The 16,466-nt window shown below is 62.6% G+C and carries 19 protein-coding genes; 11 read left to right on the top strand and 8 right to left on the bottom strand.

Annotation, left to right across the window (positions count from 1 at the left end):
- The 3 genes from JQK88_RS15100 to JQK88_RS15090 all read right to left on the bottom strand — a co-directional run bounded on the left by JQK88_RS15100 (position 1) and on the right by JQK88_RS15090 (position 3,836).
- Positions 1-1,650, bottom strand: a complete 1,650-nt coding sequence (locus tag JQK88_RS15100) for a thiamine pyrophosphate-binding protein (protein WP_203278718.1) — start codon at positions 1,648-1,650, stop codon at positions 1-3.
- On the bottom strand, positions 1,647-2,822 hold the full coding sequence (locus JQK88_RS15095; RefSeq protein ID WP_203278717.1) for a CaiB/BaiF CoA transferase family protein: 1,176 nt from the start codon (positions 2,820-2,822) through the stop codon (positions 1,647-1,649). Before JQK88_RS15095 ends, JQK88_RS15100 begins: the two co-directional genes overlap by 4 nt.
- Positions 2,823-2,903: 81 nt before the next feature.
- Entirely contained in the window at positions 2,904-3,836 is a 933-nt protein-coding gene (locus JQK88_RS15090) for an alpha/beta fold hydrolase (protein ID WP_203278716.1), read from the bottom strand.
- A 170-nt stretch (positions 3,837-4,006) separates the two neighbouring features.
- Between JQK88_RS15090 and JQK88_RS15085 the strand changes: the two genes are divergently transcribed.
- Together JQK88_RS15085 and JQK88_RS15080 are read left to right on the top strand one after the other, a co-directional pair.
- Complete coding sequence (locus JQK88_RS15085) at positions 4,007-5,014, top strand: ribonuclease T2 family protein (protein WP_203278715.1); 1,008 nt, start codon at positions 4,007-4,009, stop codon at positions 5,012-5,014.
- A gap of 70 nt (positions 5,015-5,084) precedes the next feature.
- Positions 5,085-5,702 (top strand): hypothetical protein, encoded by a 618-nt coding sequence (locus tag JQK88_RS15080; RefSeq protein WP_203278714.1) that lies wholly within the window; start codon positions 5,085-5,087, stop codon positions 5,700-5,702.
- A 3-nt stretch (positions 5,703-5,705) separates the two neighbouring features.
- Here JQK88_RS15080 and JQK88_RS15075 read toward each other — a convergent pair whose 3' ends face one another.
- The gene (locus JQK88_RS15075) at positions 5,706-6,992 is read right to left on the bottom strand and encodes a GGDEF domain-containing protein (protein WP_203278713.1); all 1,287 of its coding nucleotides are present in this window, start codon (positions 6,990-6,992) and stop codon (positions 5,706-5,708) included.
- 238 nt (positions 6,993-7,230) lie between these two features.
- Here JQK88_RS15075 and ettA point away from each other — a divergent pair, with 238 nt between their 5' ends.
- From ettA to JQK88_RS15050, 5 genes are all read left to right on the top strand, one after another.
- Positions 7,231-8,880, top strand: a complete 1,650-nt coding sequence (gene ettA, locus JQK88_RS15070) for an energy-dependent translational throttle protein EttA (protein WP_192258486.1) — start codon at positions 7,231-7,233, stop codon at positions 8,878-8,880.
- Positions 8,881-8,943: 63 nt separating this feature from the next.
- Positions 8,944-9,192: a DUF6290 family protein gene (locus tag JQK88_RS15065; RefSeq protein WP_203278712.1), complete on the top strand. Its 249-nt coding sequence runs from the start codon at positions 8,944-8,946 to the stop codon at positions 9,190-9,192.
- On the top strand, positions 9,189-9,455 hold the full coding sequence (locus JQK88_RS15060; protein WP_181055714.1) for a type II toxin-antitoxin system RelE family toxin: 267 nt from the start codon (positions 9,189-9,191) through the stop codon (positions 9,453-9,455). The genes JQK88_RS15065 and JQK88_RS15060 overlap by 4 nt, the downstream gene beginning before the upstream one ends.
- On the top strand, positions 9,452-10,240 hold the full coding sequence (gene tam, locus JQK88_RS15055) for a trans-aconitate 2-methyltransferase (RefSeq protein WP_203278711.1): 789 nt from the start codon (positions 9,452-9,454) through the stop codon (positions 10,238-10,240). Before JQK88_RS15060 ends, tam begins: the two co-directional genes overlap by 4 nt.
- Positions 10,241-10,370: 130 nt before the next feature.
- The gene (locus tag JQK88_RS15050; RefSeq protein ID WP_203278772.1) at positions 10,371-11,492 is read left to right on the top strand and encodes a beta-ketoacyl-ACP synthase III; all 1,122 of its coding nucleotides are present in this window, start codon (positions 10,371-10,373) and stop codon (positions 11,490-11,492) included.
- Positions 11,493-11,634: 142 nt separating this feature from the next.
- On the opposite strand, the gene JQK88_RS15045 is transcribed toward JQK88_RS15050, so the two are convergent.
- A complete protein-coding gene (locus JQK88_RS15045) occupies positions 11,635-11,991 on the bottom strand; it encodes a winged helix-turn-helix transcriptional regulator (RefSeq protein WP_203278710.1) in 357 nt (118 codons plus the stop codon).
- A 125-nt stretch (positions 11,992-12,116) separates the two neighbouring features.
- On the opposite strand from JQK88_RS15045, the gene JQK88_RS15040 reads away from it, so the two are divergent.
- Together JQK88_RS15040 and JQK88_RS15035 are read left to right on the top strand one after the other, a co-directional pair.
- Entirely contained in the window at positions 12,117-13,001 is an 885-nt protein-coding gene (locus tag JQK88_RS15040; RefSeq protein WP_192258483.1) for an NAD(P)-dependent oxidoreductase, read from the top strand.
- Positions 12,958-13,515, top strand: coding sequence for a hypothetical protein (locus JQK88_RS15035; RefSeq protein WP_192258541.1), 558 nt, complete (start codon positions 12,958-12,960; stop codon positions 13,513-13,515). The genes JQK88_RS15040 and JQK88_RS15035 overlap by 44 nt, the downstream gene beginning before the upstream one ends.
- A gap of 11 nt (positions 13,516-13,526) precedes the next feature.
- Here the strand turns inward: JQK88_RS15035 and JQK88_RS15030 are convergent, their stop codons facing one another.
- From JQK88_RS15030 to JQK88_RS15020, 3 genes are all read right to left on the bottom strand, one after another.
- Entirely contained in the window at positions 13,527-14,093 is a 567-nt protein-coding gene (locus JQK88_RS15030) for a methyltransferase family protein (RefSeq protein ID WP_192258482.1), read from the bottom strand.
- A 107-nt stretch (positions 14,094-14,200) separates the two neighbouring features.
- Positions 14,201-14,593, bottom strand: coding sequence for a VOC family protein (locus JQK88_RS15025; protein ID WP_192258481.1), 393 nt, complete (start codon positions 14,591-14,593; stop codon positions 14,201-14,203).
- 32 nt (positions 14,594-14,625) lie between these two features.
- Positions 14,626-15,048, bottom strand: coding sequence for a hypothetical protein (locus JQK88_RS15020; protein ID WP_203278709.1), 423 nt, complete (start codon positions 15,046-15,048; stop codon positions 14,626-14,628).
- Positions 15,049-15,159: 111 nt separating this feature from the next.
- Here JQK88_RS15020 and JQK88_RS15015 point away from each other — a divergent pair, with 111 nt between their 5' ends.
- Complete coding sequence (locus JQK88_RS15015) at positions 15,160-15,789, top strand: TetR/AcrR family transcriptional regulator (RefSeq protein ID WP_203278708.1); 630 nt, start codon at positions 15,160-15,162, stop codon at positions 15,787-15,789.
- A complete protein-coding gene (locus JQK88_RS15010; RefSeq protein ID WP_203278707.1) occupies positions 15,786-16,424 on the top strand; it encodes an MOSC domain-containing protein in 639 nt (212 codons plus the stop codon). Before JQK88_RS15015 ends, JQK88_RS15010 begins: the two co-directional genes overlap by 4 nt.
- The last annotated feature ends 42 nt before the right edge of the window (positions 16,425-16,466 follow it).

Raw genomic sequence — 16,466 nt, 5'->3', positions numbered from 1 at the left:
TCAGGCCTTGTCGCGGATCTGCGTCATCGTCCGGGTCGGCGTGATCGCCTCGGGATCGAGCCTGATCTCGACGATAGCCGGTTTGCCGCTGGCGCGCGCGCGTTCGAAGGCGGGCGCGAAATCGGCCGTCTTCTCGACCGTCTCGCCATGGCCGCCATAGGCGCGGGCAAGGGCGGCAAAGTCCGGGTTCTTCAGGTCGGTGGCGACGACGCGGCCGGGATAGTCACGTTCCTGGTGCATGCGGATGGTGCCGTAAATGCCGTTGTTGACGACGATGACGATGATCGGCAGGTCATACTGGACAGCGGTGGCGAATTCCTGCCCGTTCATCAGGAAGCAGCCGTCGCCGGCAAAGGCGATCACGGTGCGGTCCGGGTGCAGCGCCTTGGCGGCGACCGCAGCCGGCGTGCCGTAGCCCATCGAGCCGGAGGTGGGAGCGCCTTGCGTGGCGAAGCGGCGGAAGCGGTGGAAGCGATGCACCCAGGTGGCGTAATTGCCGGCGCCGTTGGTCAGAATGGCGTCGTCGGGCAGCACCTTTTCCAGGTAGTTCATGATCGGTCCCATCTGGACCGGGCCAGGGCCGCTTTCAGGCGGCGTCGACCAATCGAGATAGGCGGCATGCGCCTTCGCTGTCTCATCCGCCCAGGACGGCGTACCAGCCGGCTTGCGCTTGGCAAAAGCTTCGACGAAAGCCAAGGGCGAAGCGTTGATCGCCAGCGTCGGCCGGTAGACGCGGCCGAGCTCGCCGGCATCGGCGTGGACATGGACCAGCGTCTGGTCGGGGTAGGGGCTCTTCAGCAGCGTATAGTCCGAGGACGGCATCTCGCCCATGCGGCCGCCGATCAGCAGCACCAGATCGGCCTGCTTGATCGCCGTTGCCAGCTTCGGATTGATGCCAATGCCGACATCGCCGGCATAGTTCGGGTGGAGATGATCGAACAGCATCTGGCGGCGGAAGGAACAACCGACCGGCAGCGACCAGGCCTCGGCAATAGTGCGCATGCGTGCCACCGCTTCCTCGTTCCAGCGCGTGCCGCCGAGGATGACGAAAGGACGCTTGGCCTTGCCAAGCTGCTTCTCCAGTGCAGCGAGCTCGGTCTCGCCCGGCCGCGTTTCGACCGGTGTGTGTGGCAAGGCTGCGGGCGCTTCGACCAGACTGGTCAGCATGTCCTCGGGCAGCGAGATCACGACAGGACCGGGGCGGCCTGAGGTTGCCACGGCGAAGGCGCGGGTGACGAATTCCGGGATGCGCGCGGCATCGTCGATCTCGACCACCCATTTGGCGATGTCGCCGAAGAACCGCTTGTAATCAACTTCCTGAAAAGCTTCGCGCTCCTTGGCGTGGCTGGCGACCTGCCCGATGAACAGGATCACGGGGATCGAATCCTGCATGGCGATGTGAATGCCGGCCGAGGCGTTGGTGGCGCCGGGGCCGCGGGTGACGAAGCAGATGCCGGGCTTGCCGGTCAGCCGCCCCTGGCAGTCGGCCATCATGGCAGCGCCGCCTTCCTGGCGGCAGACAATGGTGCGGATCTTGGAATCGTGGAGCGCGTCTAGCACGGCGAGATAGGATTCGCCCGGCACGCAAAAGATGCGATCGGTGCCGTTGGCCTCGAGTGCGTCGACAATCAATTGTCCGCCGGTCTTCATTTTCCAGATTTCTCCAGTTCGGCAAGGATTTCTTCGGTGTGTTCGCCAAGACGCGGCGAAGGGCGCTCATAGACCAGCGGCGTGCCGGACATCACCATCGGCGCGCGCACCGAGGGCAGACGGTTGCCGTGGCCGTCGTCGAGGTCGAGGCGCATGCCGCGCGCAATGGTCTGCGGATCGGCGAACATCTGGCCGATATTGTTGATCGGGCTCGCCGGCACGCTTGCCGCTTCGAGTTTCGCCAGCAGCGGGTCGCGATCCCAGTCCTTCAGGGTCTCGATCATGTGCTCGCGCAATTTCACCCGGTTGGCGACACGGGCCGGGTTGGTGGCGAAATCGGGATCCGCCGAGAGATGGTCGAGACCGACAGCGGCGCAGAATTTGGCGAACTGGCCGTCATTGCCGACCGCGAGGATGATGTGGCCATCTCTCACGGGCACCACTTCGTAGGGCGCGATGTTCATATGCGCATTGCCCATCTGCACCGGCGACTTGCCGGAGACGAGGTAGTTGAGGTTCTGGTTGCCGAGTGCGGAGATCTGGGTGTCGAACAGCGCCATGTCGATGTGCTGGCCCTCGCCGGTCTTTTCGGCATGGCGCAGCGCTCCCTGGATGGCGATCACCGAATAGAGGCCGGTGAAGATATCGGAAATGGCGACGCCGGCCTTTTGCGGCTCGCGCCCGGCCTCGCCGGTGATCGACATCATGCCGGCCATGGCCTGGATGATGAAATCGTAGCCCGCGCGGGGTGCGTAAGGCCCATCCTGGCCGAAGCCGGTGATCGAGCAATAGACGAGGCGGGGATTGATTGCCTTCAGGCTCTCGTAATCAAGGCCATACTTTTTCAGCCCGCCGAGCTTGAAGTTCTCGATCAGCACATCCGAGGTAGCGACCAGCCGGCGTATCGTTTCAGCACCCTCAGGCGTCGAGAAGTCGGTGGCGATGGAGCGCTTGCCGCGATTGCACGAATGATAATAGGCGGCCGACAGGTTCTCGCCGTCATGGCTCATGACGAAGGGCGGCCCCCATTTGCGGGTGTCGTCGCCGCCATCGGGGCTCTCGACCTTGATGACATCGGCGCCGAGATCGGCCAGCAACTGCCCGGCCCATGGCCCGGCCAGGATGCGGGCCAGTTCAACGACGCGGACGCCTTTCAGTGGAGGTTCAGCCATAAATCACCAGAGCGGGTCGGAACCGCAGCCTCTATCAATCCGGGATGCCGCTGTCACGAGCCTTGCGCTGGGCCAGCGATGTCACCGGTTCAGCACGCTGTTGGCCCAGGCGGCAAAATCGTCCATGACGATGTCCCGGTTCACTTCGTTCAGGCTTTCGTGGCGGGTGTCGGCGTAAACCTTTGAAAGCAGATTCGAAAAGCCCATCGCGCGCATGCGTTTGGCGAGATGATCGATGGCTTTGCCATAGTCGGAAGCCGGATCTTTTTCGCCGCCAATGATGCTGACGGGGAGGTCGCGCCTTATGCCGGCAAAGCCGGAATCCTTGCCGCCATTCTGCGCCATCTGGACGACGTCGCGCCACATCGAGATCGAGGCATCCCAGCCGCAGAGCGGGTCGGCGACGTATTTGGCCACTTCCGTTTCGTCGCGCGACAGCCAGTCGAACAGCGTCTTGTGGTTGGGCACCGCCTTGCCCCAGGCCTGGAAGGTCAATCGGGGCAAGATACGCGAGGGGACATCGGAGCCGAGCCTGAAGCGCTCATAAGCCAGGATGGCGAGCGCAAGCTGTCCAAGCAGGCCTTGCGAGAAATTACCGTTCCAGATCGCGGCGGCGTGAACGCGCGGCGAGTGCGCCAACAGGTAGTTCAATGCCACCGACGCGCCAAAAGAATGGCCGAACAGGATGACCGGCAGGCCAGGCTGCTCCTTCGCGATCAAATCGTGGACGGCGTCGACATCGGCGATCACCTTGGCGGCGCCGTCGGCGCCGGCGAACCTGCCGAGCGGCGCATCGGGCGCCTTGGTCGCGCCGTGGCCGCGGTGGTCATGGACGTAGACATGAAAGCCGCGCGGCGCGAGGTAATCGGCAAAGCGGGCATAGCGCGCGGCGTGCTCGGCCAGGCCGTGGTTGATCTGGACGACGGCGCGCGGAGGGCCGCTGGTGTGCTTCACATAAAGGTTAAGCGCGGCCCCGGTCGGTGAGGCCAGCGTCGTCTGCCTGTCAACTGCCATGTCTCGCTCCCTCCGCGACTGTTGGGCGACGGCGCGACCGACGTCAAGGGGAGGTCGGGAAGCGTCAGCCGCACCTGGTGGAGATTGTTTTTTGCGGCGGACGAAAGAAATCGTAATTCTGACATGTCGTACGTTTCTAGCTTGCGGCATGAAACGCTAGGAGTTCTGGAATGCGGATATCGGCGATATGGGCTGCGGTGTTGGTGGCGCTGGCCAGCGCAGGCATGGCGCGAGCCGACGTCAAGATGAGCGGCTCTTTCGTCGCAGACGCTGCCTGTCCGGCAACGCAGGCGATCAAGAGCGGCAAGAACCCGGGCAATGTCTCGACGACTGCCGGGCAAAGCTACGATCTGCTGGCCGGCAACAAGGATGCGCCGTCGCATTATCTCATCCGTGTGCCGGGCGCCGATCCGGAACGCCGCTGGGTCAAGATCAGCTGTGGCCATGTTTCCGGCGGTAGTGCGTCGACCCAGCCGGCCGTGCCCGCCGATCAGGGCAAGCCTGCGGCTTCGGGAAAGCCCGAATATGTCTTTGCGCTGAGCTGGCAGCCGGCCTTCTGCGAAACCAAGTCGAGCAAGCCCGAATGCCAGGCGCAGACAGCCGGCGGTTTCGACGCGTCGCATTTCACGCTGCACGGGCTGTGGCCGCAGCCGAACGGCAACTTCTATTGCCAGGTGCCGGCGAGCGACAAGGCCAATGACAATCCGGCCCACTGGGCCGACCTGCCGCCGGTCAACCTCGATGCCAACACGCGCGCCGAGCTCGACCAGGTGATGCCGGGCACCGCCTCCAAGCTCGAGCGGCACGAGTGGATCAAGCACGGCACCTGCTATGGCAAGAGCCAGCAGGAGTATTTTGCCGAGGCGCTGAACCTTATGCGGGCAGTCAATGCCTCGCCGGTGCGTGAGCTCTTCACCAAGAATGTCGGCAAGCAGCTGACCTCGGACCAGATCCGCAGCGCCTTCGACAGCGCCTTCGGCGCCGGAGCAGGGGCGCGGGTGCGCGTCTCCTGCCTGGTCGATCCGTCGAGCGGCAGGCGGCTGATCGGCGAGCTGACGCTTGGCCTGACCGGCCCGATCGGCCCGGACAGTTCGCTGGGCAGTCTGATGCTCGCCTCGGCGCCGACGACCAAGGCCGGCTGCCCGAAGGGCTCGGTCGATGCGGCCGGGTTCCAGTAGGATATCCGCCTGTCGCTTGGCAGTGACGCGGTGATATGGTCTGGATGCATTTCATGCGACGGGGGTTGCGATGGGTGGCATGAGTTCAGGCGCGCTGGCGCGGCTGGCTTTCTGGGCCAAGGGAATGATCGCAATCCAGGACGGCCGCATGGAGTGGCCGGGCTTCTCCTATACCGAGGCCGAATGGGCGCGCATGCGTGTGCTCGCCGCGCCGATCGGGGCCGGCCGTTACCAGCTGTTCACGATGGTCAATGCGGTGATCTTCATCGCCATCGCCGCGCTCGGTGTCGTGTGTGTCTTCCTGCCGCTGGCAACCCTCTTGTTTCCGGTGCCGGCCGAGACGAGTGCGCTCAAATTCTCGGCTCTGCTGGCGGCCTATGCGTTCCTTATCATCGGTATTGGCCTGCCGATCTCGATGCGCCTGTCGAGCATGCTTCTGGCCTCCAGGGAGATGCGCGCCGGCCTTGTCGCTGAGGCCGGCGACGAGGCGCTGGCGGCAAAAGTATCCTGGCAGATCAACCGCATCACGCTCATCATGTGCGGCCTGCTCGTGCCCGGCATCCTGCTGTTCATCGCTCACGACGTCGATGCCGGTCCGATCATCACCACGCTGAAATGGCTGGCGATCGTGCTGATGGCCGTCTCAGTTGCGGTCGGCGCGTTGCAGCAGCGCAAGCGGAGCCAATAGGCGTCAGTGCTTCACGCGCTTGTGCCGGGTGTCCACGCGCCGAAAATCTTCGGCATCGTCCCTCGTTTCGCCGACGACGCGGTCGCGGCCGGTGGACTTCGCCCTGTAGAGGCGTTCATCGGCAAGGGCGAAGAGATCGGCAAGCGAGCCGACCGTCTCGTTGACAGTGGCGATGCCGGCGCTGACACTGATGTCGAAGCGGTTTGCGCACCCCTTGACCGCATGACGGATGTTTTCGCCGAGCAATCTGGCGACCGGATGCGGTTGCGAGCAAAGGATGGCGAATTCCTCGCCGCCGATCCTGAAAACCTGGTCCTGCGCGCCGGCTGCCTGGGTCAGCACCTGGGCGATCGATCTCAGCACCCTGTCGCCCTCGGCGTGGCCGAAGCGATCGTTGATCGATTTGAAATGGTCGACGTCGACGATCAGCAGGCTGAGCGGCTGGGCCGTGCGCAGGCTGACGGCGACCGAATTTTCGCCATCGCTGTCAAAACGTCCCCTGTGCAACAGACCGGTGAGGCCGTCACGGCCGACATATTCGACCAGGGCTTCGTAGCGCTCGCGGTAGGTCAACGTATCGAAAACGTCGGACAATCCACGCGGCGTCACAACGTGCCGCGTCTCGAACCATCTGAGATAGGCGACCAGCATGGCGCTATAGGTAAAGGCCGCGCCCATTTTGGCGAACCAGCCGCCGAAAAAGACTGCGATCGGCGCGCCGGCGACAAAATGCAGGGCGGTGAAAAATCCCACCTGGTCGAAGGTCAGCACGCAGGCGACGCAAATCAGGATGCGGGTGAACGGCGCCTTGCGCAAATAACGCCCGAGCTTTTCGTAAAGCAGGATGATCAGGATGGCGTCGATGAAGAGCAGCGTCGTGCCCCACACCATCAGCCAGCCCATCTGGTCGATGAAACCGATATCGGGAAGCTTGCCGTCGGAAAGCGCCGAAATGTCATGCAGGCGCAGGATCAGGACTAGCCCGATCATCAGCGCATTGCCGAGCAGCAGGCCATAAATGGGCTGCCGCACCGTGGCCGCGTCTTCCTTCATGTAGAGCAGAAGCAGCATCACCAGCTTGCCGGAAAACAGCACCGCCGAACCCGGCGAGACCATGCCGAAGGGCAAAGCGACGTAGAAGACGCTAGCGAGGTAGGTTTCCAGGAAATGCATGGCGCCCAGCGCGCAGACGAAGACGCCGAGGCCGATGCGATCCCTGAAGCGGAACAGCGTGATCATGACGCTGAAGTAGACCACAGCTTCGGCAAGGAGCAGGAAACTGTTCAGCACTGCCGTCGGTCCGATCTCTCTTTCTCGAAATCGCGGAAAGCCAGCGATCGATCCTGTTTTGACGCTGAAGGGTTAACCGGAGATTTCAGCGCGCCCTGCGACCGGCGGGAAACTTAACGTGCGGTGTACACCTTGCTTGAAATGGCAAAAGCGATTGCCGTTCGGCCCGGCATCGCCTACATAGCGCCCAACCTCCATTCAATCCGACATTTTCGGTCAACTGTCAGGGAAAGCGCGCGTGGCACGCCAGTTCATCTATCACATGGCCGGCCTCAACAAGGCCTATGGCACCAAGAAGGTGCTCGAAAACATTCATCTGTCCTTCTACCCGGACGCCAAGATCGGCATTCTCGGCCCCAACGGCGCCGGCAAGTCGACGATCCTCAAGATCATGGCCGGCATCGACAAGGAGTGGAGCGGCGAAGCGTGGCTCGCCGAAGGCGCTACCGTCGGCTACCTGGCGCAGGAGCCGGCGCTCGACCCGAACAAGACGGTGTTCGAGAACATCATGGAAGGCGTCGCAGCCAAGACCGCCATCATCGAACGTTACAACGAACTGATGATGAACTACTCCGACGAGACGGCGGACGAGTCCGCCAAGCTCCAGGACGAGATGGACCGGCTGAACCTGTGGGATCTCGAACAGCAGGTCGAGATGGCGATGGAAGCGCTTGGCTGCCCGCCCAAGGAGGCCGACGTCACCAAGCTTTCGGGCGGCGAGCGCCGCCGCGTCGCGCTCTGCCAGCTGCTTTTGCGCCAGCCCGACCTTCTGCTGCTCGACGAACCGACCAACCATCTCGACGCCGAAACCACGGCCTGGCTGGAAAAGCATCTGCGCGCCTATCCGGGTGCTGTGATGATCATCACCCACGATCGCTACTTCCTCGACAATGTCACCGGCTGGATCCTCGAGCTCGATCGCGGCCGCGGCATTCCCTATGAAGGCAACTACACCAAATACCTCGAAGCCAAGGCCAAGCGCCTCAAGCAGGAAGGTCGCGAGGACGACGCCCGCCAGCGCGCCATCGGCCGCGAGCGCGAGTGGATCCAGTCGAGCCCCAAGGCCCGCCAGACCAAGTCCAAGGCGCGTATCCAGGCGTTCCAGGATCTCTTGGATGCAGCCGACAAGCGGCGTCCGACAGATACGCAGATCGTCATCCCGCATGGCGAACGGCTCGGCAATGTGGTGATCGAGGTCGACGGCCTGTCGAAGGGGTTCGGCGACACGCTCTTGATCGAAGGGCTGGAGTTCAAGCTGCCGCCGGGCGGCATTGTCGGCGTCATCGGCCCCAACGGCGCCGGCAAGACGACTTTGTTCCGCATGATCACCGGCCAGGAAAAGCCGGACGCTGGCACGGTCCGCGTCGGCGAGACGGTCAAGCTCGGCTATGTCGACCAGAGCCGCGACGCGCTCGATCCGTCAAAGACCGTCTGGGAAGAAATCTCGGGCGGCGCCGAAGTGGTCAAGCTCGGCAAGTTCGAAGCCAACACGCGCGCCTATTGCGCGTCGTTCAACTTCCGTGGCGGCGACCAGCAGCAGAAGGTCGGCAACCTCTCCGGCGGCCAGCGCAACCGCGTGCATCTGGCAAAAATGCTGAAGACCGGCGGCAATGTGCTGCTGCTCGACGAACCGACCAACGATCTCGATACTGAAACGCTGGCGGCGCTCGAGGACGCGCTGGAAAACTTCGGTGGCTGCGCCGTCATCATCTCGCACGATCGCATGTTCCTCGACCGTCTGGCCACGCACATCCTCGCCTTCGAGGGCGACAGCCATGTCGAATGGTTCGAGGGCAATTTCGAGGATTACGAGCAGGACAAGATCCGCCGGCTCGGGCCCGAAGCCGTCAACCCGCACCGCATGACCTACAAGAGGCTGACGCGGTAAGGCTGGCAGCGATTCATTGCAGGCGGTGTTCGTTTGACCTAAATTGATCGGGTGGAGTCGTCCATGATCACTGTCAAACTGCCGCCAAAAATCGAGAAGCTGCTGGCCGACATGGCCAAGGCCAGCGGCCGCACTGTCGATAAGGTCGCGACCGACGCGATCCTCGAGGCCATCGAGGATTGGCACGACGCTGCGATTGCGGATGAACGCCTGAGAGACGATGACGGTGTGCGCATTCCGCTGGATGACGTGCTGCGGAAGCTCGAACGTCGTGAAATCGAGGAGCGTCGCAAGAAGCCCGCCGCTGAATGACCTGGCGTGTCGAGTTCACGCCGCGCGCCGAGAAAGACATCGAACGGCTTTCCACGAAAGATCAACGGCGCATCCTGGAGTTCCTCACTCAAAGAGTTTCGGCGCACCCCAATCCGAGGGCCCTTGCCAAACGCCTGACGGGCACCAAGGAAGAGGCTTGGCGGTTTCGCGTCGGGGACTACAGGATCATTACTCAGTTCCAGGACAGCCGGCTTGTCGTGCTGGTCGTGGAAGTCGGCAACCGTCGTGAGGTCTATCGATGAACAGCACAACAAAAAAACCCGACTGGTCCGCCGCCCAATATTTGAAATTCGAGGATGAGCGCACGCGGCCCGCGCGCGATCTTGTCGCGCAAGTGCCCGTCGATTTCCCGCGCCGGGTGGTCGACATTGGCTGTGGGCCGGGCAATTCGACCGAGCTGCTGGTCGAGCGTTGGCCGGATGCGCAGATCAGCGGTTTCGACACCTCTCCTGACATGATCGAAAAGGCGAGGGCGCGCCTGCCCAGCGTCAATTTCGACCTTGCGGACGCCTCGACATGGCAGCCGGCAGAGCCGGTCAACGTGATCTTCGCCAATGCGGTGTTCCAGTGGCTGCCGACCCATCCGGCTGTCTTCCAGCGGCTGATGGGCTTTCTCGCGCCCGGCGGCGCGCTCGCCGTCCAGATGCCCGACAATCTGCTTGAGCCCTCGCATCAGCTGATGCGCGAGACCGCGGCCGAAATGCCGTTCGCCGTGAAGATGGCGGGGGCCGCGCGCGGGCCGTTGCCGCCGGTGTCGTTCTACTATGACCTGCTGTCGCCACTCTCCGACCGGGTGGATATCTGGCATACGGCCTACAATCATCCGCTGGCCGACGCCGAAGCGATCGTCGAATGGGTGAAGTCGACGGGGCTGAAGCCTTTCCTCGATCCGCTGGACGCCGGCGAGCGCGAGATGTTCCTCGACAGCTACACGGCCAAGATTGCCAAGGCCTATCCGAAGACCGCAAACGGCAAGGTCCTGCTGCGCTTCCCGCGCATCTTCATCGTCGCCAAGCGGGCCGGCTAGCACTCTGGAGAATGCCGACCAATGTCCTCGGCTTAAGCCGGCGTAAACCGGCCGGGTGAGAAAAGTGTTGCGTCGCGCCTCTTCGTCGCCCACATGAGGACGACAACGCCTGCGCATGAACGGACTGGAAATGCATCGCGTCATCATCAGCGGCATCGGCGTTGAAATCCCTGAAGCCAAGATCACCAATGAAGAACTGGTCGCCAGCTTCAATGCCTGGGTCGACATGGAGAATGCGCGCCGCGAGGTCTCCGGCGAGACGCTGCTGCAGAAATCCGACAGCGCCTTCATCGTCCACGCCTCGGGCGTCCAGACCCGCCATGTGATCGAGCGCGAAGGCATTCTCGATCCGACCCGGATGGCGCCGCGCATCCCGGCACGGCCCGACGATGCGCTGTCGCTGCAGGCCGAGTTCGGCGTCGCCGCGGCAAAAAAAGCACTCGACCATGCAGGGTTGAAACCGTTCGATATCGACCTGGTGATCTGCTCGGCTTCGCACCAGCAGCGGCCCTATCCGGCGATCGCCATCGAAATGCAGGAGGCGCTGGGCACCAGCGGCGCCGGTTTCGACATGGGCCTCGGCTGTTCGTCGGCCGCGGCCGCCTTGCACATCGCGGTCAATCTGGTGCGGACGGGCGCGCACAAACGCGTGCTGGTGGTTACCCCGGAGATTATCACCGGCCATCTCAACTTCCGCGACCGGCAGACGCATTTCATCTTCGGCGACGCGTCCGTGGCGATGGTGGTCGAGGGGCTGGCCAAGGGCGAAAAGCGCCCGGGACGCTTCGAAGTGCTGGACACGCGCACCTGGACGCAGATGTCGAATAACATCCGCACCAATCTGGGCTACCACACCCGCACTGCCCAGGACGATCCTTACATGATAAGCCTAGAGGGCAATCTGATCAAACAGGTCGGCAACAAGGTGTTCAAGGAAGTCACCGTCGCCGGCCACAAATTCATCGTCGAATTCCTGGCCGAGCACGGGCTGACGCCGCAAGCCGTCCGGCGCTTCTGGCTGCATCAGGCCAATGCGCGAATGAACGCGATGATCCTGAAGCTGGCCTTCGGCCACGAGGTCGACCATGACCGCGCGCCGATGGTGCTGGAGCGGCTCGGCAACACCGCCGGCGCCGGCGCCATCATTGCGCTCTCGGAAAACCACGCCGACATGAAGCCCGGCGATTTCGGCGTGCTCTGCGCCTTCGGGGCGGGGTATTCGATCGGCGGTGCGCTGTTGCGGATGCTTTGATCCAGAGCCTGATCCATCCCGATGCTTCAAAGGAAGTTGGACGGCGACTCCTTAGTGCCTGTTCCATCCCGATAGAATCGGGATGGGGCTCTAACTTATTGTTTGACCATTGTCTCCGAAAACCGGATTCCACTTTTCGGGATCATGCTCTAGTACAGGAATTAGTACGGGTGCCCTCTTGAATATCGGCACGAGAAGGGAATTTCTCAGCCCAAAGGCATAATCCCTCTGCTCCGGCATTGAGCGCCGCTCCGCTCTCAGTCAAGGAATAGACGACCTTAGTCGGAGATCCTGGATAGACTTTTCGGTTCACAAGGCCGCCAGCCTCCAGGTCACGCAATTGCTGCGTCAGCATCTTTTCACTGATCGCCGGATTCGACTGCCTCAATCGGCCGAACCTGCGGGGCGCTGCGCCGAGCTCGCAAAGGATATTTATCTTCCACTTGCCCGCGACCATTTTCATCGCTGTCGAAAAACCATTGTCCGTAGGCGTGCTCATCTCATTCTCCTTACCTGCGGGTAACCACTTACGCCTCCGTGCGTATTGGCGCCACGCCGTCCACGTCATAGCTCCCTCAACGGCAAGCGTGCCGAATGTTGAGCCAATCGATATGGAGTGTCGGAATGAAGCCTGCAATCAGTGTTTTGGGGACCGGACGTATGGGATCGGCGCTTGCCCGCGCGCTGCTTCAGGCGGGATACCGCACGACGGTCTGGAACAGGTCCGCGGAAAAGACCGGGCCGTTGGCTACCGCAGGCGCCACCGTCGCGGCATCCGTGCGGGAAGCCGTTGACGCGGCTGAGATAGTCGTCGTGAACGTGACCGACTATTCGGCAACGGCCGCGCTGCTGCACAGCGATGACGTCGCCTCGGCGATTCGGGGCAAACTGGTCCTGGAACTGACTTCGGGAACGCCCCATGGGGCGCGCGAAGCAGGTCGATGGGCAGTCGAGCACGGCGCGACATATCTCGATGGCGCAATCATGGCCACCCCGGACTTCATCGGTACTGACCACGGCACGATATTGGTCTCAGGCACACGGCAGGCCTTCGATGCGGGCAAGGAAATGCTTGGTGCGCTCGGGGGAAATGTCCAACATATCGGCGAGGATCTGGGTCTCGCGAACGCGCTTGACAGCGCATTGCTCGCTCTCATGTGGGGAGCGCTGTTCGGCGCACTTCATTCGGTAGCGGTATGTCGGGCCGAGAAAATCGACCTTGACGAACTGGCGCGGCAGTGGACCGCGAGCGCATCCGTTGTCGACGGACTTGTCGCCGACCTCATCAAGCGGACGAATGCTGGCCGTTTTGCCAGCGACGACGAGACGCTCTCGTCAATCTCGCCGCACTACAGCTCATTCCAGCATCTCTTGGAACTGATGCAGGCGCGCGAGATCGACCGCTCGGTGGTCGATGGCTACGACGGGATATTCCGGCGGGCGATTGCGGCGGGCCATTTGCACGATGATTTCGCAGCGTTATCGCAATTTCTGGGTAAGGCCGGATAAGAGATCGTCGTACCGTCGGCCGCAAAACGGTGAGCCGATTGCGGCAAAAGAACGAGGGTGCGCTCTGGCATTGTTGCCCAAGCACGATCCCGAGTCAGACCTGATCTATGGGGCCAATAGAATGCCTTTGACGCAACTCATCGATTCGTATTGTGCTGCTTGGTCGGAGGAGAACGGCCAGCAGCGGCGGGCGTTGTTGTTACCGATCTGGAGCGATGGCGCAACATACACAGATCCGACAGTCCATGCCATTGGCGCGGAAGAACTGCTCGCGCACATCACAAGAATTCTGGCCAAGCAGCCCGGTGCCCGCATTTTGCGGACAAGTGACGTGGATGTGCATCATGGGGTCGCACGCTTCGCGTGGAAGTTTGTGATGCCGGATGGATCATCTTTTCCCGAGGGTTTGGACATTGCCTTTCTCGACCCAGGCCAGAAGCGCATAACACGTATCATCGGCTTCTTTGGGCCATTAGTAAGGTCTCCAGGCGGAGCTATTTTGCACGGCAGGTAGAGCCAGCTAGTCTAGCTCGGTGCGAACGGCACCAGCATCGGCACCCGGCGGGCATAGTCGTCATAGGCGCTACCCAGTTCGCCGCGCAAAAAACGCTCCTCAAGCTTCGCCTTGACGACGATGCCTATGGTGAGAAAGACCGCGCCGGCGATGCCCCAGACCGTGCCCTTGGCCGCCATGGTGGCCAGGATTGCCAAGAGCAGTCCAGTGTAGATCGGATGGCGGACCAGCCCGTAGGGGCCGGTGTCGATGACACGGTGTTGGGCCTTGGCCGTGACCGAAGCCGACCAGAGGCGGCCGAGATGCAGCCGCGCCCACCATGCGAATAACAGGCCAACGGCAATGAGCCCGACGCAGATCCACGCTTCGGCAAGGGTCGGAAACCAGAACCGCAGCCGGCCGGCATAGCCATGCGCGGGAATGAACAGCAGCACCGCGCCGATCATCCACAAAGCGCGATAGCGAAACTCCGCCTGGATGCCGGCGCGCTTTTGCGCGGGGTCGGACCAAAAGGCGGCTACGAACCAGGACACGACCCAGATCAGCCAGAGCAATGCGATTGCCGTACCGGGACGCATGGGAGATCTCCACCGACTGTCTCACCATGAAGCCGGCGCAGCACGGCGGCAATGCGGCGCAATACGGGACCGGTGCCGCTTTCAGGTAAGAAGATCGTGATCCGCGCTCATTGCCCGGAGAACATCCACTGCACGCCAAAGGCGTCGATCAGCATGCCGAAGCTGGTTCCCCAAATTTGCCGTGCCAGCGGTACAGTGATCCGGCCGCCTGAGGCCATGCGGTCGAAAAGCTCCCGCATTTTGGCCGGATCGTCGAACTCCAGCATCATCGCGGAGCCCTTCATCGGCTCCGCATCGTCATTGTCTGACGCGTGAAACAACACGCCCGGGCCTTCGAACCGCGCATGCAGGATTTTTCTCCGCATGGTTTCGGTCCGCACCGGCATGCCATTGTCGCCCCAGCGCAGCAGGATGGTTGCCCGGCCGAGGCCGCACGCTTCGTAGAAGGCCAGCGCTGGCTTGCAATTGGTGGTGAAGAACAGCGAAGGGGAGAGCCGCACCGGTTTGTTCCTGCTCGGTGGCGTTTGCCGTATCACTGCCCCGCCGCAGTAGCGGCAGCGATGAGGGCCTCACCAGTAAATTGCCTGTCGCCGATACCCCAGCCGCCATCAGGCGCATTGACGATGTTGATCCAGGTGTTTTCTGGCCTGTGGCCGGGCACGCAGAGTTCGGCGACAATGCTGGCGGCAGCGGCGATGAAGGCGCTGCGGGCTTCAAGCGGGCCGAGGCCGATGTTGGGCAATTTCAGCTCGACCATGACGACAGGCCGATTGGCGCCACCGGCATAGATGTGCTGCGGCGGCAGGATGTGGACAGTGCCGCCGACGATCGCGGTGAAGAACGGATTGCCGGTGGCGCCGGAGGCCTCGATGAGGGCGGCGCTGAGACGCGGCAGGATCTCGCGCTCTCCAGCGTGAGTCAGTATGCCTTGCGGTGCGGTTACGGTGATGGGCATTTTATATCCTCTCCTGGCGATCGCATGGACTGCAGTTGCTGCTTGCCATGTTTCGTATCGATTGTTACGTTACGTGGAGAAGATGAGTCAATAGGTTTCGTATCGATCGCTATGGATAATTTGGAAAAGCCGCGCGGCGGCCGGCCGCGTGCCTTCGATCCCGACCGGGCACTGGATGCGGCGATGCATCTGTTCTGGGAGCATGGCTATGAAGCGACGTCGCTCACCATGCTGCGCGAAGCGATGGGGCTGACGCCGCCGCAAATCTACAACGCCTTCACCGACAAGGAGACGTTGTTCCGCAAGGCGCTTGAGCGCTACCACCAGACAGAGATCGGCTTTGCGCTTGAGGCGCTGAGCGCGCCAGTGCCGACCGGAGAGGCGATCCGGCGGTTGCTGCTCGGGGCGGCGGAAGCCTATTCCAGGCCCGACAAGCCCGGCGGCTGCCTGTTTGTCAGCGGCGCGCTGGCAACCTCGCCGCAGGCGCAAACCATTGCCGACGAGCTCAAGACCTATCGCAAGGCGAGCGAAGCGGCGATTGCGGAGCGGCTGGCGGACGGCAAGGCGGCAGGTGATTTGCCTGAGGAGCTCTCCGCCGAAGGTCTCGCCAAGTACATAGCGGGAGTCATGAACGGCATGTCGATCCAGGCGCGGGACGGCGCTTCGGTGGAAGAGCTGCGCGCTTTTGCTGAAACGGCTCTTGCGGCTCTGCCGGTCGAGGGGCAAAAACCAAGGGCATGATTCAAAAACAGAACGCCACACCGGACCTTTTCTTCGAAGCTGAGAAGCCGGTCGAAATCATCCCGGCCAAGAAGCTTTCCGCGCGCTCGGCGACACTCTACCTCGCCGCATCAGATCATTTCCAGACGCGTCCGGTGGAAGCATTGCAGCTCGGCTTCGACGGCATCGACGGCGACTACCACGCCGGCGTCACACGACGCTCCGGCGGGCGCGAGCCCTGGTATCCGCGCGGCACCGAAATGCGCAATGAAAGGCAGTTGTCGATCGTGGCGGCAGACGAATTGGTGATCGTTGCCGGGCGGATGGGGCTGGCCGAAATCAAGCCGGAATGGATCGGCGCCAATCTGTTGATCGAAGGCGTGCCGCATCTCTCGATGTTGCCCTCAGGCACGCTGCTGTTCTTTACGGGTGGCGTGACGATCAAGGTCGATGCGCAGAACGGGCCTTGCCGCCTCGCTGGGCGCTCGATCGCCGAGAATGCCGGCATGGCCGATGTCGAGGCCGGCGCGCTGGCTTTCCCGAAGGCGGCCAACCGGCTGCGCGGCCTGGTCGCCTGGGTCGAGAAACCGGGTTGTATTACCACAGGTGAAGAGATTTCGGTGCGCGTGCCCGAACAGTGGATTTATCGACCGTAGCTCGGCGATACGAGAGCCGGCTGCGCCGCTGGGACGGCGCAG

It is taken from the genome of Mesorhizobium caraganae (assembly GCF_016836705.1).
GTDB lineage: Bacteria > Pseudomonadota > Alphaproteobacteria > Rhizobiales > Rhizobiaceae > Mesorhizobium > Mesorhizobium caraganae.
The sequence above is the reverse complement of the archived record's forward strand: the minus strand, read 5'-3'. Positions and strand labels throughout refer to the sequence as shown.